12 protein-coding genes and 1 pseudogene are annotated in these 19,609 nt (G+C 32.5%); 12 read left to right on the forward strand and 1 reads right to left on the reverse strand.

Going from position 1 to position 19,609, the window contains the following annotated elements; all coding sequences use genetic code 11:
* Window positions 1-42: 42 nt before the first annotated feature.
* Window positions 43-606 (reverse strand): outer membrane beta-barrel protein, encoded by a 564-nt coding sequence (locus tag RC62_RS12935; protein ID WP_157472508.1) that lies wholly within the window; start codon window positions 604-606, stop codon window positions 43-45.
* 173 nt (window positions 607-779) lie between these two features.
* Here RC62_RS12935 and RC62_RS12940 point away from each other — a divergent pair, with 173 nt between their 5' ends.
* The 12 genes and pseudogenes from RC62_RS12940 to RC62_RS12990 all read left to right on the forward strand — a co-directional run bounded on the left by RC62_RS12940 (window position 780) and on the right by RC62_RS12990 (window position 19,287).
* Complete coding sequence (locus RC62_RS12940) at window positions 780-1,184, forward strand: GNAT family N-acetyltransferase (RefSeq protein WP_055095783.1); 405 nt, start codon at window positions 780-782, stop codon at window positions 1,182-1,184.
* 259 nt (window positions 1,185-1,443) lie between these two features.
* Window positions 1,444-1,827, forward strand: a complete 384-nt coding sequence (locus tag RC62_RS12945) for a hypothetical protein (RefSeq protein WP_055095785.1) — start codon at window positions 1,444-1,446, stop codon at window positions 1,825-1,827.
* A gap of 173 nt (window positions 1,828-2,000) precedes the next feature.
* Window positions 2,001-3,083, forward strand: a complete 1,083-nt coding sequence (locus tag RC62_RS12950; protein WP_055095787.1) for an efflux RND transporter periplasmic adaptor subunit — start codon at window positions 2,001-2,003, stop codon at window positions 3,081-3,083.
* 24 nt (window positions 3,084-3,107) lie between these two features.
* Window positions 3,108-6,275 carry an efflux RND transporter permease subunit gene (locus tag RC62_RS12955; protein ID WP_055095789.1) on the forward strand — a complete coding sequence of 1,056 codons (3,168 nt, stop codon included), beginning with the start codon at window positions 3,108-3,110 and terminating at the stop codon, window positions 6,273-6,275.
* Window positions 6,268-7,713, forward strand: a complete 1,446-nt coding sequence (locus tag RC62_RS12960; RefSeq protein ID WP_055095790.1) for a TolC family protein — start codon at window positions 6,268-6,270, stop codon at window positions 7,711-7,713. The genes RC62_RS12955 and RC62_RS12960 overlap by 8 nt, the downstream gene beginning before the upstream one ends.
* A 370-nt stretch (window positions 7,714-8,083) precedes the next feature.
* Complete coding sequence (locus RC62_RS12965) at window positions 8,084-8,539, forward strand: T9SS type A sorting domain-containing protein (RefSeq protein WP_055095792.1); 456 nt, start codon at window positions 8,084-8,086, stop codon at window positions 8,537-8,539.
* A 9-nt stretch (window positions 8,540-8,548) separates the two neighbouring features.
* Window positions 8,549-8,812, forward strand: a pseudogene (locus RC62_RS23260) (SpvB/TcaC N-terminal domain-containing protein); the annotation flags it as partial.
* A gap of 39 nt (window positions 8,813-8,851) precedes the next feature.
* Complete coding sequence (locus RC62_RS12970; RefSeq protein WP_245176824.1) at window positions 8,852-15,358, forward strand: RHS repeat-associated core domain-containing protein; 6,507 nt, start codon at window positions 8,852-8,854, stop codon at window positions 15,356-15,358.
* Between the two features lie 19 nt (window positions 15,359-15,377).
* Window positions 15,378-15,875, forward strand: coding sequence for a hypothetical protein (locus RC62_RS12975; RefSeq protein ID WP_055095797.1), 498 nt, complete (start codon window positions 15,378-15,380; stop codon window positions 15,873-15,875).
* A 336-nt stretch (window positions 15,876-16,211) separates the two neighbouring features.
* Window positions 16,212-17,162 carry a tail fiber protein gene (locus tag RC62_RS12980; protein ID WP_055095798.1) on the forward strand — a complete coding sequence of 317 codons (951 nt, stop codon included), beginning with the start codon at window positions 16,212-16,214 and terminating at the stop codon, window positions 17,160-17,162.
* A gap of 7 nt (window positions 17,163-17,169) precedes the next feature.
* Window positions 17,170-18,114, forward strand: a complete 945-nt coding sequence (locus tag RC62_RS12985) for a tail fiber protein (RefSeq protein ID WP_055095801.1) — start codon at window positions 17,170-17,172, stop codon at window positions 18,112-18,114.
* A gap of 6 nt (window positions 18,115-18,120) precedes the next feature.
* Window positions 18,121-19,287, forward strand: coding sequence for a tail fiber protein (locus RC62_RS12990; protein ID WP_055095803.1), 1,167 nt, complete (start codon window positions 18,121-18,123; stop codon window positions 19,285-19,287).
* Window positions 19,288-19,609 lie beyond the last annotated feature (322 nt).

A 19,609-nucleotide genomic window follows, 5' to 3' on the forward strand; every position in this document is an offset into this window, starting at 1 on the left:
GGGAATCCAATTGATTCCCTTTTTTATAGGCTAAATTAAGTTTTATAAGAATTTAAATCCAAGTGATATATTAGAAACGGCAGTTTTTAAGTTTCTTCCGGAAGGATCAAGATCTGTAACCCCGGCAAGATATCTGTAATCTAAAGTCAGTTTCCATAAATCTACGCCAACTCCGCCAAGAATACTACTGTTGTTTTTCTCAAAAGCAATGTAATTTAAATTATTATTTGCTTTAATATCGGAGTAACTTTTCCAGTTATATCCTGCAAAGATGCGAACATTTCCCAGTTTTCCTAACGGAACTATTTTAAAACCGACAAGTAACGTGGCATCAGTTCCTGATAACTCATACTCAGTTTCTGCAATTCCGGTTTGAGCAATACTAAATTTTGATTTGGCATACCCAAATTCTCCCTGACCATAAAAAAGCAACAAATTTACTCTGGCAAATCCTGCAACTCCCATACCGGTTCCGGAGCTTTTTGAACTAAAGTCATCTGAAAGCGGAGAGGTTATATTATAAGAAACCTGAGGTCCAAACTGTATTAATTGTGCAAAACTATTGGCACTGATACATAATAATATTACTAAGATGAATTTTTTCATAACTGGATTGTTTTTATATAACATAAAAATAAATATTATTAATTAGAAAAGAATGATTTATCTTATTTATTTGATGTATGTTTTTGATAATGAAAGAAATGTGGTTTTGGTTAATTTGTAAGATATAATTTTAAAATCCTGTAAATTTGTATGCTTGTTCAAAATATTAAGATATGAAAATTAAAGGGATTGAAGCTTCGCAAACCTGGCAAATCAGGCATGAAGTAATGTGGCCGGATATGCCTTTTGAGTTCGTACAATTAGAAGAAGATGCTTTAGGATTGCATTTTGGTGTTTTTGAAAGTGAAAAATTAGTTTCAATAATTTCCTGCTTTATCACAAATGATGAAATGCAGTTTCGAAAACTGGCAACTTTAGAAGATTTTCAGGGAAAAGGAATCGCTTCAAAACTAATAAATCATATTTTAGAACTTGCAAAACAAAAGAATTTAAGAAAAGTATGGTGCAATGCCCGAAGCAACAAAAAAACATTCTACGAAAAATTCGGGATGATTGATACGGGCGAAATTTTTAGCAAAGAAGGACAGGAATTTACTATAATGGAAATTTTGCTATAGAATCTATAATCATATTTATAGAATAACTTATAGAGCATCAAATATTTACGATTTTGATTGTTTTGATAGCTTCTTAGAATCATTCTTAATATAATTATGATTCGAGTCCTTTTTTTTATGATTTTTTCGCATAAAAGATTAAGAATTTAATATAATTTCCTGCTAATAAAATAATGAAAACGTTTTCGTTTTTATTAAATGTTAAAGCTTATAAAAAAATCTTTTTTTGTTTCGATACTTTGATTACTTTCGCACCCAAATGAGAAAGTTAATAGTATTTTTAGTATTCATGAATTTGCTTCTGCTTGGCGGAGGGCAATATCTTAATGCTGGTACTCCACAAAACTTTCATCAGCATACTCTTGAGAAAAAGCACAGGGTAAAATTTACGAATCAGGATCAGGGCAGTTCAATTATTGAAGATGCCGATGTAGATCTTGAAGAGGAATATCTTGGAAGTGATGATCTTAAAGATGCACTTAGCAATAAATTTTTTGCAGCAAACTACAGTTTACTTGATAATTGGTATCTTTCATTTTCAGGTCAGACTATAGTAAATGATTACAATCGTTTCAAAATCTTCGCGCCATTTAATGGCCAGTCAAATCCTATTTACATTACTCAACAGGTTTTAAGAATTTGATTCAACAGTATACATCGGTTACCTAAGTTGTAATCCTGCATATCTTGTTGATGTATTTTTTTACTTCTTCTTGTATGAAAGTTAAGTTATAACTAAAGGCTGCCCGATGCATTTTTTCATCTAAGGGAATCTCTGTATTCCAAGCATTCATCGCTTAATTTCCAATAAAAATCATGAAAAGAATTATCTTGTTCTCAGGCTTAATTGCCCTGATGTGCCTAACCAGTTGTACAACTAAAAAAGAAGAAAAAGAAGAAGCGGAAAAGTTTACTGTAACTAACCCCGTTAGAATTGATACTTCGTTTACAAAGGAGTATGTTTCGCAGATTAAATCTGTGCGTAATATCGAAATCCGTGCTCAGGAAAAAGGGTTTCTACAAAACATTTATGTAGATGAAGGTCAGTTTGTAAAAGCTGGTCAGCTGTTGTTTAAAATTATGCCAAACATGTATCAGGCAGAATTACTTAAAGCTCAGGCGGAACAAAAATCAGTAGAAATCGAATTACAAAACGCCAAATTACTGGCAGATAAAAATATCGTTTCCAAAAACGAATTGAGTGTGGCTCAGGCAAAATTGCAATCTGCAAAAGCTGAAGTTGCATTAGCAAAACTTCATTTATCATTTACAGAAATCAGAGCTCCGTTTGATGGAACAATTGACCGTATTCCTTTAAAATTAGGAAGTTTGATTGATGAAGGCGAACTATTGACAAGTCTTTCAGACAACAGTCAGATGTTTGCTTACTTCAACGTTTCGGAACCTGAGTATTTACAATATCAGACAGATGTAAAAGACCGTGCGGACAATAAAGTAAGTTTGGTTTTGGCAAATGGTGATACTTTCAAAGAAAAAGGAAACGTAGAAGTTATCGAAAGTGAATTTAACAACGAAACAGGAAACATTGCTTTCAGAGCAAGATTCCCTAATTCAGGCAAATTACTTAGAAACGGAGAAACTGGGCAGGTTCAAATGCTTGTACCGCTTAAAAATGCTATTGTGATTCCGCAAAAAGCAACTTACGAAATCCAGGATAAAAAGTATGTTTTTGTTGTAGATAAAAACAATAAAGTAAATTCTAGAGAAATTACTATTACAGGCGAAATACCTGATTTATATGTGATTAAAACCGGACTTACAGAAAATGATAAAATTTTACTTGAAGGAGTTCAGAAAGTAAAAGAGAATGACAAAATTAAATTTGAATTCCAATCTCCTAAAGCCGTAATGAACAATTTACGCTTAAAAGCAGAATAGGTTTAATCATTAAAAAAATATAAAATGTTTAATAAATTTATTCAAAGACCTGTACTGTCGATAGTAATATCGCTGATCATTGTCTTTTTAGGGGTATTATCGGTATTAAGTTTGCCTATTACACAGTTCCCTACAATCTCACCACCAATGGTGAATGTTACCGCAGATTATCCGGGATCTAACGGTGAATTAATGATCAAGGCGGTTGTAATTCCTCTGGAAAGAGCCTTAAATGGAGTTCCCGGAATGAAATATATGGCTTCTGATGCCGGAAATGATGGTGAAGCTACGATAAAAGTGGTCTTTAATTTAGGAACAGATCCTAATCAGGCTGCGATCAACGTTCAAAACCGTGTAGCTTCGGTTACCAATAAATTACCTCCGTTAGTTATTAGAGAAGGTATTAAAATTACCCGAGAAGTGCCGAGTATGTTGATGTATGTGAATCTTTACAGTACAGACAAAAATACCGACATGAAGTTCTTGTATAACTATGCTGATATCAACGTACTTTCTGAATTGAAAAGGGTAAATGGTATTGGTTCCGGAGATATCTTAGGAACACGTGAATATGCAATGCGTATCTGGTTAAAACCAGATCGTATGTTGGCTTATAAAATTTCTGCCGATGAGATAATGGAAGCATTATCAAGTCAGAGTTTGGAGGCTTCTCCTGGTAAAACCGGAGAAAGTTCTGGTAAGCGTTCTCAGGCATTTGAATATGTATTAAAATATTCAGGGCGTTTTACAACCAAAGAACAATATGAGAATATTGTTGTAAAATCAAACGCAAACGGAGAACTTTTACGTTTGAAAGATGTTGCTAAAATAGAATTTGGTAGCTCGATGTATGACATTTACTCGAACTTAAATGGTAGACCATCTGCAGCTATTGTATTGAAACAATCGTTTGGTAGTAATGCCAATCAGGTTATTGAAGAGGTAAAAGCTAAATTAGAAAAAATCAAGCAAAGATTCCCTAAAGGAATGGATTATGAAATTTCATATGACGTTTCTAAATTCCTTGATGCTTCTATCGAAAAAGTAATTCACACTCTTGTAGAAGCTTTTATTCTGGTAGGTATTGTGGTGTTCCTTTTCTTAGGTGACTGGCGTTCTACGGTTATTCCGGCAATTGCGGTTCCGGTATCCCTGATTGGAACATTTGTGTTCATGACTTTCTTTGATATTTCATTGAACTTAATTACATTATTTGCTTTAGTTCTGGCTATTGGAGTCGTCGTCGATGATGCCATTGTGGTAATTGAAGCTGTTCACGCCAAGATGGAGGAAGAACATCTCTCTCCACTTAAAGCGACTAAAAAAGCGATGCACGAAATTGCAGGAGCGATTATAGCGATTACATTCCTGATGGCGGCAGTATTTATTCCGGTTGCCTTTATGTCCGGTCCGGTTGGGGTATTTTACAGACAGTTCTCTGTTACTATGGCAACTGCGATTATCCTTTCGGGTATTGTGGCTTTGACTTTGACACCGGCACTTTGTGCGATGATGTTAAAAAATAATCACGGAGAAGTTAAAAAGAAAACGCCTGTAAATGTATTTATAGATGGATTTAATAATAAGTTCAATTTAGCACAAGGCAAATATCAAAACCTATTGGCTAAAATTGTAAACAGAAGAGCGGTTACTATTATTGCACTTCTTGTTTTTTGTGCCGGAACATGGTTGATTAGTAGTTCTGTTCCTTCAGGATTTATCCCAAATGAGGATCAGGGAATGTTTTATGCCGTTATTCAGACACCACCAGGTTCATCATTAGAAAGAACCAATAATATTGCTGAAAAGCTGCAAAAAATCGCTGAAAAAATAGATGGAGTAAAATCGGTTTCTTCATTAGCCGGTTATGAAATTCTGTCTGAAGGTACAGGTTCTAACTCAGGAACTTGTTTGGTCAATCTTAAAGACTGGAGTGACAGAAAACATTCTGTTCTTGAGATTATGGCTGAATTAGAAGAAAAATCCAAAGATATTGCAGGTGCAAATATCGAATTTTTTCAACCGCCTGCTGTACCAGGATATGGTGCTGCCGGAGGATTTGAGCTTCGTTTGTTAGATAAAACAGGTTCTAATGATTATAAAAAAATGGAGCAGGTAAATAATGATTTCGTTAAGGAGTTAAATACTCATCCGGAATTATCTAACGTGTTCAGTTTTTACAGCTCTAGTTTCCCTCAATACATGATGAAAGTAGACAACGATATGGCACAGCAAAAAGGGGTTTCTATCGAAAACGCCATGAATACTTTGTCAACTCTTGTGGGTAGTAACTATGAAATTAGTTTTATTAAATACGGAATTAACTATAAAGTAATCGTTCAGGCTTCTCCGGAATACCGTGCGCAGCCAGATGATATTTTAAAGTTGTATGTGAAAAACAATCGTGACGAAATGGTGCCTTTTTCTGCTTTCATGAGATTAGAAAAAGTATACGGACTTTCTGAGATTACAAGACATAACATGTACACTTCTACACAAATTAGTGGTTCTGCTGCTGCAGGATATAGTTCTGGAACGGCGATTAAAGTTATTCAGGAAGTTGCAGCTAAAAAATTACCAAGAGGATATGATATTGACTGGGCAGGTATCTCTGCAGATGAGGTTGCTCAGGGTAATCAGGCGATTTGGGTATTCCTGATTTGTTTGGGATTTGTTTACTTGGTATTAGCAGCTCAATACGAGAGTTTTATTTTACCATTATCAGTAATTCTTTCTTTACCTGCGGGTATTTTTGGAGCTTTCTTATTATTGAAATTAACAGGATTAGAAAACAACATTTATGCTCAGGTGGCGATGGTAATGCTTATTGGTTTACTGGGTAAAAATGCCGTGTTGATTGTAGAGTTTGCGATACAAAGACACGCTGCAGGAAGATCAGTTCTTGAAGCTTCAATGGAAGGAGCAAAAGCGAGGTTCCGTCCGATTTTGATGACTTCATTCGCCTTTATTGCAGGTTTGCTTCCACTTGCGTTTGCTTCAGGACCAGGTAAAATTGGTAACAGAACCATTGGTACTGCTGCTGCCGGAGGTATGCTTATAGGAACTATTTGTGGGGTATTTGTGATTCCTGGTTTGTATTACATTTTTGCAAAAATCGCAGAGAAATACAAATTGGTGAAACATGAAGAAGAGAATCCATTAACAGAAGAAATTGACAACAATCATGTATAAAATCAAATCATATCAATATGGTATTGCATTAGGTATATGTCTTACGGTTGCAGGGTGTAAAGCCCCTGCACCTGAGACTGTAACGACAAGCACGCCAGTTCCTGAGTCGTTTGGCGCAACAGCTCAAACCCAGGATTCAAACAACACCTCAGCATTACAATGGAAAGATTACTTTAAAGATCAAAACCTTGTAGATTTAATTGATGTTGCCTTAAAAAACAATCAGGAATTGAATATTACTTTGCAGGAAATTGAAATCGCAAAGAATGATATTCGAGTTAGAAAAGGACTTTTATTACCAACTGTTGGTGTTCGCGCCGGAGCAGGGGTAGAAAAAGTAGGGAGATACACCAGCCAGGGTGCAGGTGATGCTACAACAGAAATTAAGCCAGGTGTAGAAACGCCTGATCCGTTGGGTGATTTTACTATATCAGCTTATGCAAACTGGGAAGTGGATATCTGGAAAAAACTGCGTAATTCTAAAAAAGCAGCTTTAAACAGATATTTAGCTACTGTTGAAGGTAAAAACTTTGTAATTACAAACCTTATTGCTGAAGTTGCTGATTCTTATTATGAATTATTGGCTTTAGACAATCAGTTGGATATTGTAAAGCAAACGATCAAATTGCAGACTAACGCTTTAGAAATTGTAAAAATTCAGAAACAAGCTGCAAGAGCAACAGAGTTAGGAGTTCAGAAATTTCAGGCTGAGGTTTTAACTTCACAAAGTCTGGAATTTGATATTCTTCAGAAAATAAAAGAAGCCGAAAATAAAATCAACTTTTTACTGGGTAGATATCCGCAGGAAATTAAAAGAACAGATAGTACTAACTTCTTAAGTTTATTACCAGCGGCTGTAAGTTCAGGAATTCCGTCTCAATTGTTAGCAAATCGTCCTGACATAAAACAAGCCGAATTAGAATTGGTTGCTGCAAAATTAGATGTAAAAGTAGCGCGTTCTGAGTTTTATCCATCACTGGATATTTCGGCTGCAGTTGGAGTAAATGCTTTCAAACCTTCGTATTTGTTTACATTTCCTGAGTCATTATTGTATTCATTAGCAGGAGATCTTGCTGCACCATTAATCAACAGAAACGCCATCAAAGCAGAATTTGCCAGTGCAAATGCAAGACAGCTTCAGGCGTTGTATAACTATGATCGTACTGTTTTGAATGCTTATTTAGAAGTATCGAATCAGCTTTCTAAAATTGAGAATTTACAAAAAGGATATGATCTTAAATCGAAACAAGTAGATGCGTTGAATACTTCTATTGATGTGTCTAACGATTTGTTTAAATCAGCGAGAGTAGATTATTTTGAAGTTTTAATGACACAACGTGATGCATTAGAAGCTAAATTAGAATTGGTAGATACCAAAAAAGAACAACTAAATGCTGCTGTCCATGTTTATAGAGACTTAGGCGGCGGTTGGAAATAATATTGCCTGTTAATTTGTAGAGAAAAAGCCTTTCAAGAGTAAAATTTTGAAAGGCTTTTTTGTTTATTGTGTTCTTCTAATTTAAATTCCTTTATACTTTAGTCCAATTTATAATTGATCATATTTAAAATTTTACTTTACGGGTTCCCGTAAAGTTTGTATGGATATAATAATCATATTTGCTTATTAATTTATGCGATGTATTCAATACTCTTTGATCTATAAAAATATCTTTTGATGTTATTTACTCATAAAAATTAAATTAAAAATATTTGTAAGTAATTCTAATATATTTTAATAGATTTGCGTTTTTTTTAACAAAAAATTAAACATTTAAATCCTATAAATAATTCACCATTTATTATCGAAAATGAAAAAAATAACTACTCTGATTTTGTTGGCATCGGGATTCTTCTGTTATGCACAACAAAAAATTACTTTTAATTACGATTCGGCTGGAAATCAAATTCTTCGTGAATTGTGTTTGTCCGGTTGTTCGCAATCAGCAAAACAAGTAGAAGAGGTGAAAGAGATAGCCGCACTAACTGAGGATGATCTATTGAAATTTTCATCAGAAGATGTTATTTCCTATTATCCAAATCCAGTTAAGGAGGAATTGTATATAAAATGGGAACTTCAAGAAGGTAATTATATTACATCTATTCAGATTTTTTCTCTAACGGGGCAATTACTCAGAAGTTATAGCCCGAATTTAAACAATACTTCGCAAAATATTCCTTTTCAGGAATATCCCAGAGGAGTATATGCTGTAATGCTGTATTACAAAAATGGAGATCAGAAATCTATTAAAATTATCAAGCAATAAATTTTAAGCATGAAGAATTTTTACTTTACATTATCTTTTTTTTTTCTTAGTATAGTTGTTTCTGCACAAACGTCTCCAACAGGTTCTTCTACAGAAGTTGGCCTTACACAAGGAGAATTAACTGTTTCTTTATCTGGAGCTGCAAATTATACAATCCCTATTTTGGTTCCAGCTGGAATTAACGGTGTCGAACCGCAAATAAGTTTGAATTACAATAGCCAAAGAGGTTTAAATGGAACTGCAGCTATAGGATGGGATATAGCTGGAATTTCTGTAATAACAAGGATACCATCAACTAAATTTCATGATGGCGTGATAAATCCCGTTGACTTCGATGCTTTAGATCGTTTTGCTTTAGATGGACAGCGTTTAATTGTTAAAAATGGAACATTTTTGACATATGGAGCAAGTGGTACCGTTTATGAAACAGAAGATTTTTCAAATCTTAAGGTAACTTCATATGGAGTTCATCCAAGTGGTACTAATTATGGTCCTGCTTATTTTATTGTTGAATATCCGGATGGTTCTAAAGCATATTATGGAAATTCATCAGATTCGCTTTCAGTTACTGATTGGTCAATAACCTATTGGGAAAACCCACAAGGTGTAAGGATTAGTTATAATTATACACTATCAAATAATATATTATACATATCTTCTATTAAATATGGATCAATTAATAGTACAATAGCAAAAAACGAGATTCAATTTGATTATGGCGCAAGGTCTTTTAAAGAAGATGGTTATGTAGGTGGTGTGAATATCATAAGAGATAAAAATTTGACTAGTATTAAGGTAATTGGAAATGGAGTAGGGTATAGAAATTATTCGTTATCTGCACCTAGTGAATTAGTAAGTATCACTGAAAAAAGTGGTGATAATGCTAAAAGTTATAATCCCACTGTATTTAATTATGGGCTTAATAATTCTAGTACTGTAGATTATTTGCCACTAAACACTTCAATAGATGTTGGAAATATAAATAGTTTAAATGCGGCGACTATTTCTGGAGATTTTAATAATGATGGAAATACAGATTTTTTATTATATCCAACCACCGGACCTCAAGCAAAAAAAATGTTTTGGTTGTATTATGATATACAATCAGGTTCTAATCAAAATATAGGTTATCCACTTGAAGTTGGTAATTTTGATGATATTTTTTCAACGACATCGCTAAGTAGGAATAATAAAGTGATATCTCAAGGTTGGACTGTTGTCCAGACTGACCCAGTTACAAAAAGTACTAAATTTAGAGGGTTTTCACAATGTGATACATCTATAATATGTCCACAAGATTTGAAAGAATATGCTTTTCCAAAATTCACACGTCAATATTTTTATCCATGTGATGGTGTTGATCCTTTAAAAAAAGCAATAAATAAAGCTGAAGAATCCAGTTTAAGTGCTACTCCATTAAAAGAAGGTTTTGTAGAAAAAGATGTGCCTAAAAATTATATTAGTGGTGATTTTAACGGAGATGGACTTACTGATATTATTGCAATAGAAAGTTCTGTTTCTTATTATATTAATAAGGATTGTGCGACTACTACTCAACAAAATTATGCAGGAGGGAAATCGTATTTCATTAATTTAGACAGAAGAATTAGTACAAATTTTGTAAATCAGTCAGGATTTCTTTCTATAACAAATAATAGTAAATATTTTGTGGGTGATTTTAATGGAGATGGTAAATCTGATTTATATGTGTTTGATTTATATTATCTTAAAGTATATTCATTAGACGATAATAATAACCTTCTTTTAATTTATCAGAATACAACGGCAGATCCAGCAATTGTTTTAGATAAGCCAATTTTGATTGGTGATTACAATGGTGATGGTAAATCTGACTTTATGATACCAAAAGCATTTAATACTTCAGATTGGTATAAATATACTTCTACTGGTATTTCGCAAATAAAGCAAGAAAAGACTTCTAGTATAGTATTTAGCTCTAATGATTCTTATAATACTTATAATTTTATTCCAGCAAATTTTAACAATGACGGTAAAACAGATTTAATTAGAATTACAAGTTTTAGAAATCCGGCGAATACAACGGGTATAATTACAGTGGCATGTTTTTCCAATGAAGATGGAAATTTTAATAGTAGTGGAATATGGGCGAATACTGGCGATCAGGAAAGTATTAATATTTATGCCCTTCCAATGTATTTGCCTCAAATAAAATTTAGCTCAAACAATATTTTAAATCAATCTCAGCCTACCTTAGAAATTGCATTTGTTAACAAAAACAAAATGTACTTTTTCAAATCAAAATATGATATTAAAGAAAATAATCTTCTTAATAAAATAACCGCAGGAAATGGAGTTCAAGATTTAATATCTTATGCTCCTTTACATTTTAAATATAAAAATTTATATTATCCAATATTTATTCCTAGTACTGGTATATCAAATTATCCCAATATGGATATAACAATAGATCCAAATTTGTATCTTGTTTCTAAAACAGAAAAGAAAAGTAAAGATGTCTATAAAAAAAGGCTATTCTCTTATTATGGTGCAGTGTCAAATTTTGAAGGATTAGGTTTTTTGGGTTTTCGTTCAGTAAGCCAAACAAATTGGTACGAGGATGAGTCAAAAATGATTACAAATGTTTTAAAATTTGATATAGATCAACGTGGTGCTAATACAGAAAATTATAGTGTACTCGGTTTTTATGCGCCTTTATACGCATCAGCAAATCCAATTTCTAGAATAATTACAAAAGGAGAGGGTTACACCGTTACAGATTCAGATAACTTAGTAGCAACACAAAGAATTACTTTACAACCTGGTGTATTTATAAAATCAGGAAGTACATTTTCGGCAAAAATAAATCCAGAAGCCAATAATTCAAGTAATACACCGATAGATTATATAACAAAATCAATATTAACGTACGAAAGTGACTTACTTGCAAATAAGGTTTTTAAGTTACAAAATATAGCTATAGATCAATATAATACTCTTGATGGGACTGGTACGCAAACAATAAATACCTATGATGCTTATAATAATGTAACAAATTCCAGAACATCGTCAAAAGAGGGCTCTACAGTTGTTCAGACAGCAATAACAGAAATTAGTTATCAAGCACCTTCTGCATCTCCTTATATATTAGGCAGGCCTACTAGTAAAACTCAAACTTTATCTGTGCCTGGAAATTTAATGAGAAATCAGGAAGTATATACTTATGATGGTAACCAACTTCTTTCTGATATTGATAAAAGTGCTTCTGGAACAGCAACAATAAAAGAGCATAATGATTATGATTCCTATGGAAATATTACAAAAAAAACAATTACAGCTCCAGCTCCATTAGAGCCAAGAATTACAGATTATGAATATGACCCGTCAAAAAGATTTTTAACAAAACTTATCGATTCAGATAGAATCGCAACAACGTTTTTTTATTATCCGGATGGGACATTAAAATCAGAAACAAGCCCTTTTGCATCGATTTCATATACTTATGATTCATGGTTTAAAAAAATAACAGTAAAAGATGATAAATTAAATAAAACAACAACAATTAGTTATACTAAAGATGTTGAAAAAACAGTTGTTACAACAATAACAGATGTATTAGATGGAAGTGCAAGTGAAGAAACATTTGACGATTTAGGAAGAAAAATAAAATCTGGCGTTAAGGACATTAATGGATCATTCTCTTATGTGTCTTATTTATATGATATTTATAACAGAAATTATAAAACAAGTGAGCCTTATTTTGGAACATCACCTTCACAGTGGAATGAAATTAAGTATGATGTCTATGGTAGAAATACGCAAAGTACATTGTTTAACGGACGAACTACTTCAGCGTCTTACTCCGGTTTAACGACTACTTTGGTTGATGGTCAAAAAAATAAAATAGCCACAAATAATGCTAATGGTACTATAAAATCTGTCAATGAAACCATTGGCGGAAATATTAATTACAGCTATTTTGCCAATGGTAGTTTAAAACAAACCAATTACAATGGTGTAAACATCACTATAGAACAAGATGGTTGGGGGCGTAAAACGAAGCTAATCGATCCATCAGCTGGTACTTTTAAGTATGATAATAATGATTTTGGCGAATTAACTTCAGAAACGAGCCAAAACGGAAATGTTATTACCACTATTAAGCGAGATTCTAAAGGAAAGATTATTCAAAAGACAATTGAGGGTTCAGGAACTAACAGTATTACAGATTATACTTATGATTCAAATAATTTGCCTTTAACGATTAACTATGTTGATAAAAATGAACCTTCAGAATCTAATAGAACACTAATAACCATAGCGTATGATGATACTTATAAGCGAGTAACAAGCATAACCGAAGAAAAGTTTAATGTTACTAAATTTACTAAAGTGTTTAGTTATGATGTTTTAGGAAGAATTGATACTGAAACAAAAACTGCAGAAAAAGGTGGGAAATTAAGTAAGGTTGAAACTAAGAATGTTTATAAAAACGGAGATTTATATCAAATTTTAGATAACACTAATAACAAAGTACTTTGGCAAACGAATATCTTAAATGCTAAAGGTCAAGTAAAAGAAAGTATGATTGGTAATGGTATAAAAATGACCAATGAATATGATTCTAATGGATACTTGTCTAAAATAACACATGATAAAACCACTAATCCTACAGCAAATATTATAACGCTCACTACTGTGTTCGATAAAAATACAGATAATTTAAGTAGTAGAACGAATAGTGCTTTTGGTAATTATACAGAAACTTTTAAGTATGATGAAATAAACAGGCTAAAAGAATTTACTAATAAATTAGGAGTACAGGAAACTCAAAATTATGATCCTTCAGGAAAAATAACGAGTAATAATTTAGGAGTTTATGGTTATGATACTACTAAACCATATCAAAATAATGCGATTACGCTTACTCCGGAAGCAACAGGATATTATACAAATCGAGAAGGTATTTTTAATGACAGTATGGAAAATCGAACAGGATGGTCATTAGGAGCATATAATCCTCAATGTATTTCTTTTGATGATACTAAATCACATACTGGTAAAAATGCTCTAAAAATTAATACAGTTAGCGCAGGGGTTACAACAAGTTATGTGCAGTCTGACGTGTCAGTTGCTATTAATAATAAAATTGATACAGAATATACTTTTTCAGGATGGGTTTATACTGATAATCCTACTGCGCAGTTAACGCTTTTTACTTATAAAGAGGGTGAGACAGGGTACACCAACGTAACTTCAGTTAATACAAATGTCAAAAATAGTTGGGTTTATATTACTCAATCTTTTATGGTTCCTTTTACTATTAAAAACTTGAGATTACGACTAGATGCTGTAGGATCAGGAAATGTATGGTTTGATGATGTAGAAATTCGTAAAACCAGCAATGCGGCTACAGCAGAAAGAAAATTAATTGTAACTTACAATGCCTTCAAAAGTCCTATTCAAATTGATGAAACTGGGGTAGATAAAATAAGCTTTACTTATAATGATAATAATCAAAGAAGTACAATGTATTATGGAGGCTTAGAAGATAAATTGCTAAGACCTTTACGTAAACACTATTCTGCTGATGGTACTATGGAAATTAAAGAAAACATAGTAACCGGGACTGTCGAATTTGTTACTTATATAGGTGGTGATGGTTACTCAGCTCCTATAATATCTAAAAGCGATGGAGCAAATGCTGCTAGTTATTTATATTTACACAGAGATTATCAAGGTACTATATTAGCCATAACGAATAGTGATGGAGCTGTAGTCGAAAAACGATTATTTGATGCCTGGGGCAGTATCATAAAGGTACTAGACGGAGCAGGAAATGCACTTGCTGGTTTAACAGTTTTGGATAGAGGTTATACAGGTCATGAACACTTGCAGAGTATAGGATTAGTTAATATGAACGCAAGATTATACGACCCAATGTTACATAGGTTTTTGCAGGTCGATAATTATATACAGAATCCTAGTAATACGCAAAACTATAATCAGTATGGGTATGTGTTAAATAATCCTTTAATGTATACAGATCCTAGTGGTAATAAAGCGCAAGGAAATGGTAAAGATTGCGTAGATTGTGGACTTAGTAATAGTGATCAAACTTTTATTGGTAGTGCAATTTCTACAGTAGTAACTAACTGGGATGAGTGGGGAATAAAAGATTGGGCGAAGAAAAATCTTAACTTTAATAGCTGGGGAAAAAGTTGGAATAAATTTTGGGGCAAAAATAGAGGTAGTGATAATCCGAGACCTCAGCCAAATATGAGTAGTTATATAAACTTGAATAGTACAAATTTTACGGGAGCTCAAATGGCTAATACAAATTTTAATTTAATATATGATATAAAACAGAATCAAACAATTATTGGAGATAATCTTGAAAAGATTCCAGGAAAAACGAATGAAGTCGGAACATCAGTTGCAATACTTACCTCTGGTTTAGAGATTGGTGGAATGGCAAGTCCATACATGAAAGGATTTGGTTCATATGCAGGAAATATAGCTACTTTTGCCCAAGCTGTTGATAATACAGTGAAGGTTCGTAAAGATGAAAAAGAAGGTGGTATATCGCGTCAAAGATATAGCTATAAAATGATAGGTACGGCAACTTCTTGGGGAGTAACTTATGCAATAGGGCAATGGGGAATTGGAGGAGCGTATGCTGGGCCATATGGTGTTTTCGCTGGAGTTTTTATTGGTGCTGGATTTCAGGGAATTGAATATGCTTATGATATTGTCGCCCCACAAATTCAATCTAGTTATAATGGTTTTGTTAATAATTTATATAGAGCATCTTATAATGCTCAATTTAGCGGAAGATAATTTAATTCAATAATATTTTATGAAGTTAAAAATTGATTTTTGGAACCATTTAAGAATGCTAAAAGATTTAATTTTTATGTCTTTAGTATATTTTTTTACAATATTTTTATTTTTTAATTCTGTCGAAGAACAGTTAAAAATTTATTTGTTTATTCCTTATTTTTTGTTGCTTTTTTTTCCGGTAATAATTTTACATGTAAATTATTTAAAAGAGAATAGAGGTGTTGTAGTTGAAATAACTGAAAATATTTTGTTATTAAAAAAGGGTAATTTTATTAAAGAGTACCATGTCAATCAAATTAATGAAATTGTAGTTTATACAGGAGGTACGAGAAACACAGTATCCCCAGGTTTAGCTCATAGTAATTATTATTACGTAAAAATTAAACTTCAAGATGGTTTGTTTTTTATAATAACCTCTTTGTACTCCTGTAAAATTGATAAAATACTACAGGTAAATTTTAAAAATGTTAAGATTACTACAGAAAAAGTTTTTTATCCTATTATCAAAAAGTAAGATATTGCAGGGGAAGAGAACTTAAATTCATAAAAAAAGGAGTTGCAATTACGTGCTTAAGAACTTTATAAATAAAAAGTAAAATTATTAAATATAAAAATCCGCTGTACGAAGTATTCCTAATTAAAGCTGCGCGAATGTCTCTGACTTCGTGCCCGCAAAGTAATTAAATTTTGTGCAAGATTAGTTTGAAAAGAATGATTATTCTAAAAATAATTTTAAAAAAGTGGATATAACTTTTCATTTTACGAGAACAAAAAATAAAGAAGCAAAGTTGAAGAATTCGTTAAAATGCTGATATAGTTTATATCGTAAATAAAAAATAATAAAATAAAAATGAAACTAAATATTAGTTTAATAGCGATTACAATTGCATTATTAAGTGGAGTAAATGTAAAAGCTCAAACTTTGAATCCAACTCCAGTTATAGTAGCGCCCGGTGCGGTAGATATTTTTAAAGGTGGTTATACTTTTTCGTATGCAACTGCAGGAACTCCATGGAGTGGTGCACTAATTAGCTTTGGAGGAGCTGTAAATAATTACGATTGTCAAATAAGTTCTGATTATGGGTTGAATCGTATTTCTTTTAGAACAAAAAATGGTGATTATAATGTCTGGAATCCATGGAATGAAATACCAACAACACTTGGAAATAATAATTTTGCTGGGAATCAAAATATCTTAGGATCAGTAGGTATCGGAACTACAAGTTTGACTTCTCCGCTAACAGTAGGAGAGTATCACGGTATTAAGTTATCTGTAGGGGGAGCAAATTGGGTAAGTAAAAATATTCTTCAAACAAGTTGGGTTTCAGGAATAGGAGATTTTACAGAAATAAATGTAGTAGGTCAGTTTGCAAATAATGCTTCGATCAGATTAATTGAAAATGGTAATGTTGGTATTGGAGTAGTTAATCCCGATTCAAAATTGACTGTTGCAGGTAACGTTCATGCACGCGAAGTAAAAGTAACGGTAAACGCCGGACAAGTCCCAGATTATGTTTTTGCAAATGATTATAAATTAAAATCATTGCAGGAAGTTGAAAACTATATTAAACAAAATAATCATTTACCTGAAATACCATCAGCTCAGGAAATGGAGAAGAATGGTTTGATGCTGGCAGAAATGAATTTGAGTTTGCTTAAGAAGATGGAAGAAATGACACTTTATATGATTGAGCAGGAAAAGAAAAGCAATCAACAGTCTTTACAAATTGAAACATTACAAAAAGAAAACAATAGTTTTAAAAGCATTCTTGAAAGACTATCTAAAATGAACAAAGATTAAAATAAACATGAAAAAAAAAATACTCCTATTTGTTATACTATTCTATTCGTTTTCTTACAGTCAAACTTTTGATGGTAATTTGGGGGCTGAAAGTTTGAATTGGACTCAGAACCAAAAAGATTTTTCAAGTCCTCCACGAGTTGGTATTGATCCCATGTCTATAAAACTTTGGGATAATTATAATAGTGCAAATTCGCCTTCTCAATATGGTTCATTGTTAGAAATAAACGGAAGAGTTAATCATTTAGTTTCTCAGCTTTATTTTGTTGGTACAGGAGCTGACAATGATAGGATAAAGTACAGAACTGCATTTTATGGTCAAAATAGTTGGACTGAGTGGCGTAACATATTAGATTCAAAAAACGATGTTGAATCTACAGGTAACCTAAAAATAGAAGGAAATGGTTATATAGCCGGGAATTTTTCGGTTGGAAACAATCACGGTGTTAAATTGTCTGTAGGGAATTCTACATGGATGAGTACTTCAATAATTGAAACTGGCTACACTGATGCTATAGGTGATTTTACAGATTTAAAAGTTGCAAGTTATCGTGATAGCTATGGTTTTATTCGAATTTTGAAAAATGGTAATGTTGGCATTGGTACAACAAACCCAGATTCAAAACTTACAGTTGCCGGAAATATTCATGCTCAGGAAGTAAAAGTAACCGTAACAGCCGGAGAAGTCCCTGATTACGTTTTTTCAAATGATTATAAATTAAAATCATTGCATGAAGTTGAAAACTATATTAAAGAAAATAATCACTTACCGGAAATTCCTTCAGCTCAGGAAATAGAAAAGAATGGTTTAATGCTGGCAGAAATGAATTTAAACTTGCTGAAGAAAATAGAAGAAATGACGCTTTATATGATTGAAATGAAGAAAGAAATTCAGAAACAAAATAATAAAATTTTAATTCTGGAAGAGAAAGTAAAAGATAATAATCAATAGACTACAATGAAAAAGACAATATTTACAGGATTACTTTTACTACTTAATTTGTTAAATGTAAACGCACAAAATGCGATATTCAATAATGTTGAAATTGGCTTGGATGATCCGGCATGGGGTGTAAATGTAAAAACTAACTTTCCAGGTTATACAGGTAGTTGGAGCAGAGGTTTTTTTATTTCTAACGAAAGTGGGACACAACATTTATTTTTAATAGGAGCCAGTGGAAAATCAATAAATGGGAGTTCTAGTTTTACAAATGGCTTCATTGGAACAGATTGGGAGAATCAATTTATGTCATTCTTACCAAATGGAAATATTGGTATAGGAACAAAAAATCCTATTGAAAAATTAAACATTAATGGCGGAACAGGTGATGGAGCATTATTTGATGCAAGAATTGCGTTGACAAAAGTATCAAGTACAGGAAATGTTCAGAGCGCCAAAATAGTTTTAAAAGATGATGATACTAATTTTGGTAATCTAACCTTTAAGGTAAAAACAACCGCCAGCCGATCAGAAATTGAAAGTTTCTATACTGATGCTTTAACAATTAAAGGATCTAATGCAAATGTTGGTATTGGAACTAATAATCCTATTGAAAAACTTAATATTAATGGTGGCACCGGAGATGGAGCTTCCTTTGATGCGAAAATTGCATTAACAAAAGTTTCGACTACAGGAAATGTACAAAGTGCAAAAATAGTTTTAGGTGCTGTAGATACCGATTTTGGTAATCTTACCTTTAAAGTAAAAACAACCGCTAGCCGATCAGAAATTGAAAGTTTCTATACTGATGCTTTAACAATAAAAGGTTCTAATGCAAATGTTGGCATCGGCACAGCAAACCCGGATTCAAAACTTACAGTTGCCGGAAATATTCACGCTCAGGAAGTAAAAGTAACTGTTAATGCAGGTCAGGTTCCTGATTACGTTTTTGCAAATGATTACAAATTAAAATCATTGCAGGAAGTTGAAAACTATATTAAAGAAAATAATCACTTGCCGGAAATTTCTTCTGCTCAGGAAATGGAGAAGAATGGTTTAATGCTGGCAGAAATGAATTTGAATTTACTTAAGAAAATGGAAGAGATGACACTTTATATGATTGAGCAGAATAAATGCATTGAAAGTTTAAAACAAGATATAAATTTTCTAAAATCTAAATTATAAAATAGTGAAGAAAAAATACTTTTTAATTTGTGTTTTGATTACGATGAACGTCTTTTCGCAAATTAATTCTCCAAACGGGAATACTATATTTAGTTATAATGGTAATGCTGATGTTACCTTTAGATATCAACCTCGGGGACTTGGCGGCAGGGCTTTTGTTCATGCAGATAATAATGTTTTATCCCCGCTCTACGAAGTGTTCCTAATCAACGCTGCGCGAATGTCTCTGACTTCGTGCCCGCAAAGTGATTAAATTTTGTTTAAAAGATTAGTTTGAAAAAGATTATTATTCTATAGAGAATTTTAAAAAAGTGAGTATAAC

This window comes from Flavobacterium aquidurense (assembly GCF_001404985.1).
GTDB lineage: Bacteria > Bacteroidota > Bacteroidia > Flavobacteriales > Flavobacteriaceae > Flavobacterium > Flavobacterium aquidurense_B.

Coding starts and splice junctions, on each gene's coding strand:
- RC62_RS12935 (WP_157472508.1), bottom strand. CDS start 606: ATGAAAAAATTCATCTTAGTAATATTATTATGTATCAGTGCCAATAGT.
- RC62_RS12940 (WP_055095783.1), top strand. CDS start 780: ATGAAAATTAAAGGGATTGAAGCTTCGCAAACCTGGCAAATCAGGCAT.
- RC62_RS12945 (WP_055095785.1), top strand. CDS start 1,444: ATGAGAAAGTTAATAGTATTTTTAGTATTCATGAATTTGCTTCTGCTT.
- RC62_RS12950 (WP_055095787.1), top strand. CDS start 2,001: ATGAAAAGAATTATCTTGTTCTCAGGCTTAATTGCCCTGATGTGCCTA.
- RC62_RS12955 (WP_055095789.1), top strand. CDS start 3,108: ATGTTTAATAAATTTATTCAAAGACCTGTACTGTCGATAGTAATATCG.
- RC62_RS12960 (WP_055095790.1), top strand. CDS start 6,268: ATGTATAAAATCAAATCATATCAATATGGTATTGCATTAGGTATATGT.
- RC62_RS12965 (WP_055095792.1), top strand. CDS start 8,084: ATGAAAAAAATAACTACTCTGATTTTGTTGGCATCGGGATTCTTCTGT.
- RC62_RS12975 (WP_055095797.1), top strand. CDS start 15,378: ATGAAGTTAAAAATTGATTTTTGGAACCATTTAAGAATGCTAAAAGAT.
- RC62_RS12980 (WP_055095798.1), top strand. CDS start 16,212: ATGAAACTAAATATTAGTTTAATAGCGATTACAATTGCATTATTAAGT.
- RC62_RS12985 (WP_055095801.1), top strand. CDS start 17,170: ATGAAAAAAAAAATACTCCTATTTGTTATACTATTCTATTCGTTTTCT.
- RC62_RS12990 (WP_055095803.1), top strand. CDS start 18,121: ATGAAAAAGACAATATTTACAGGATTACTTTTACTACTTAATTTGTTA.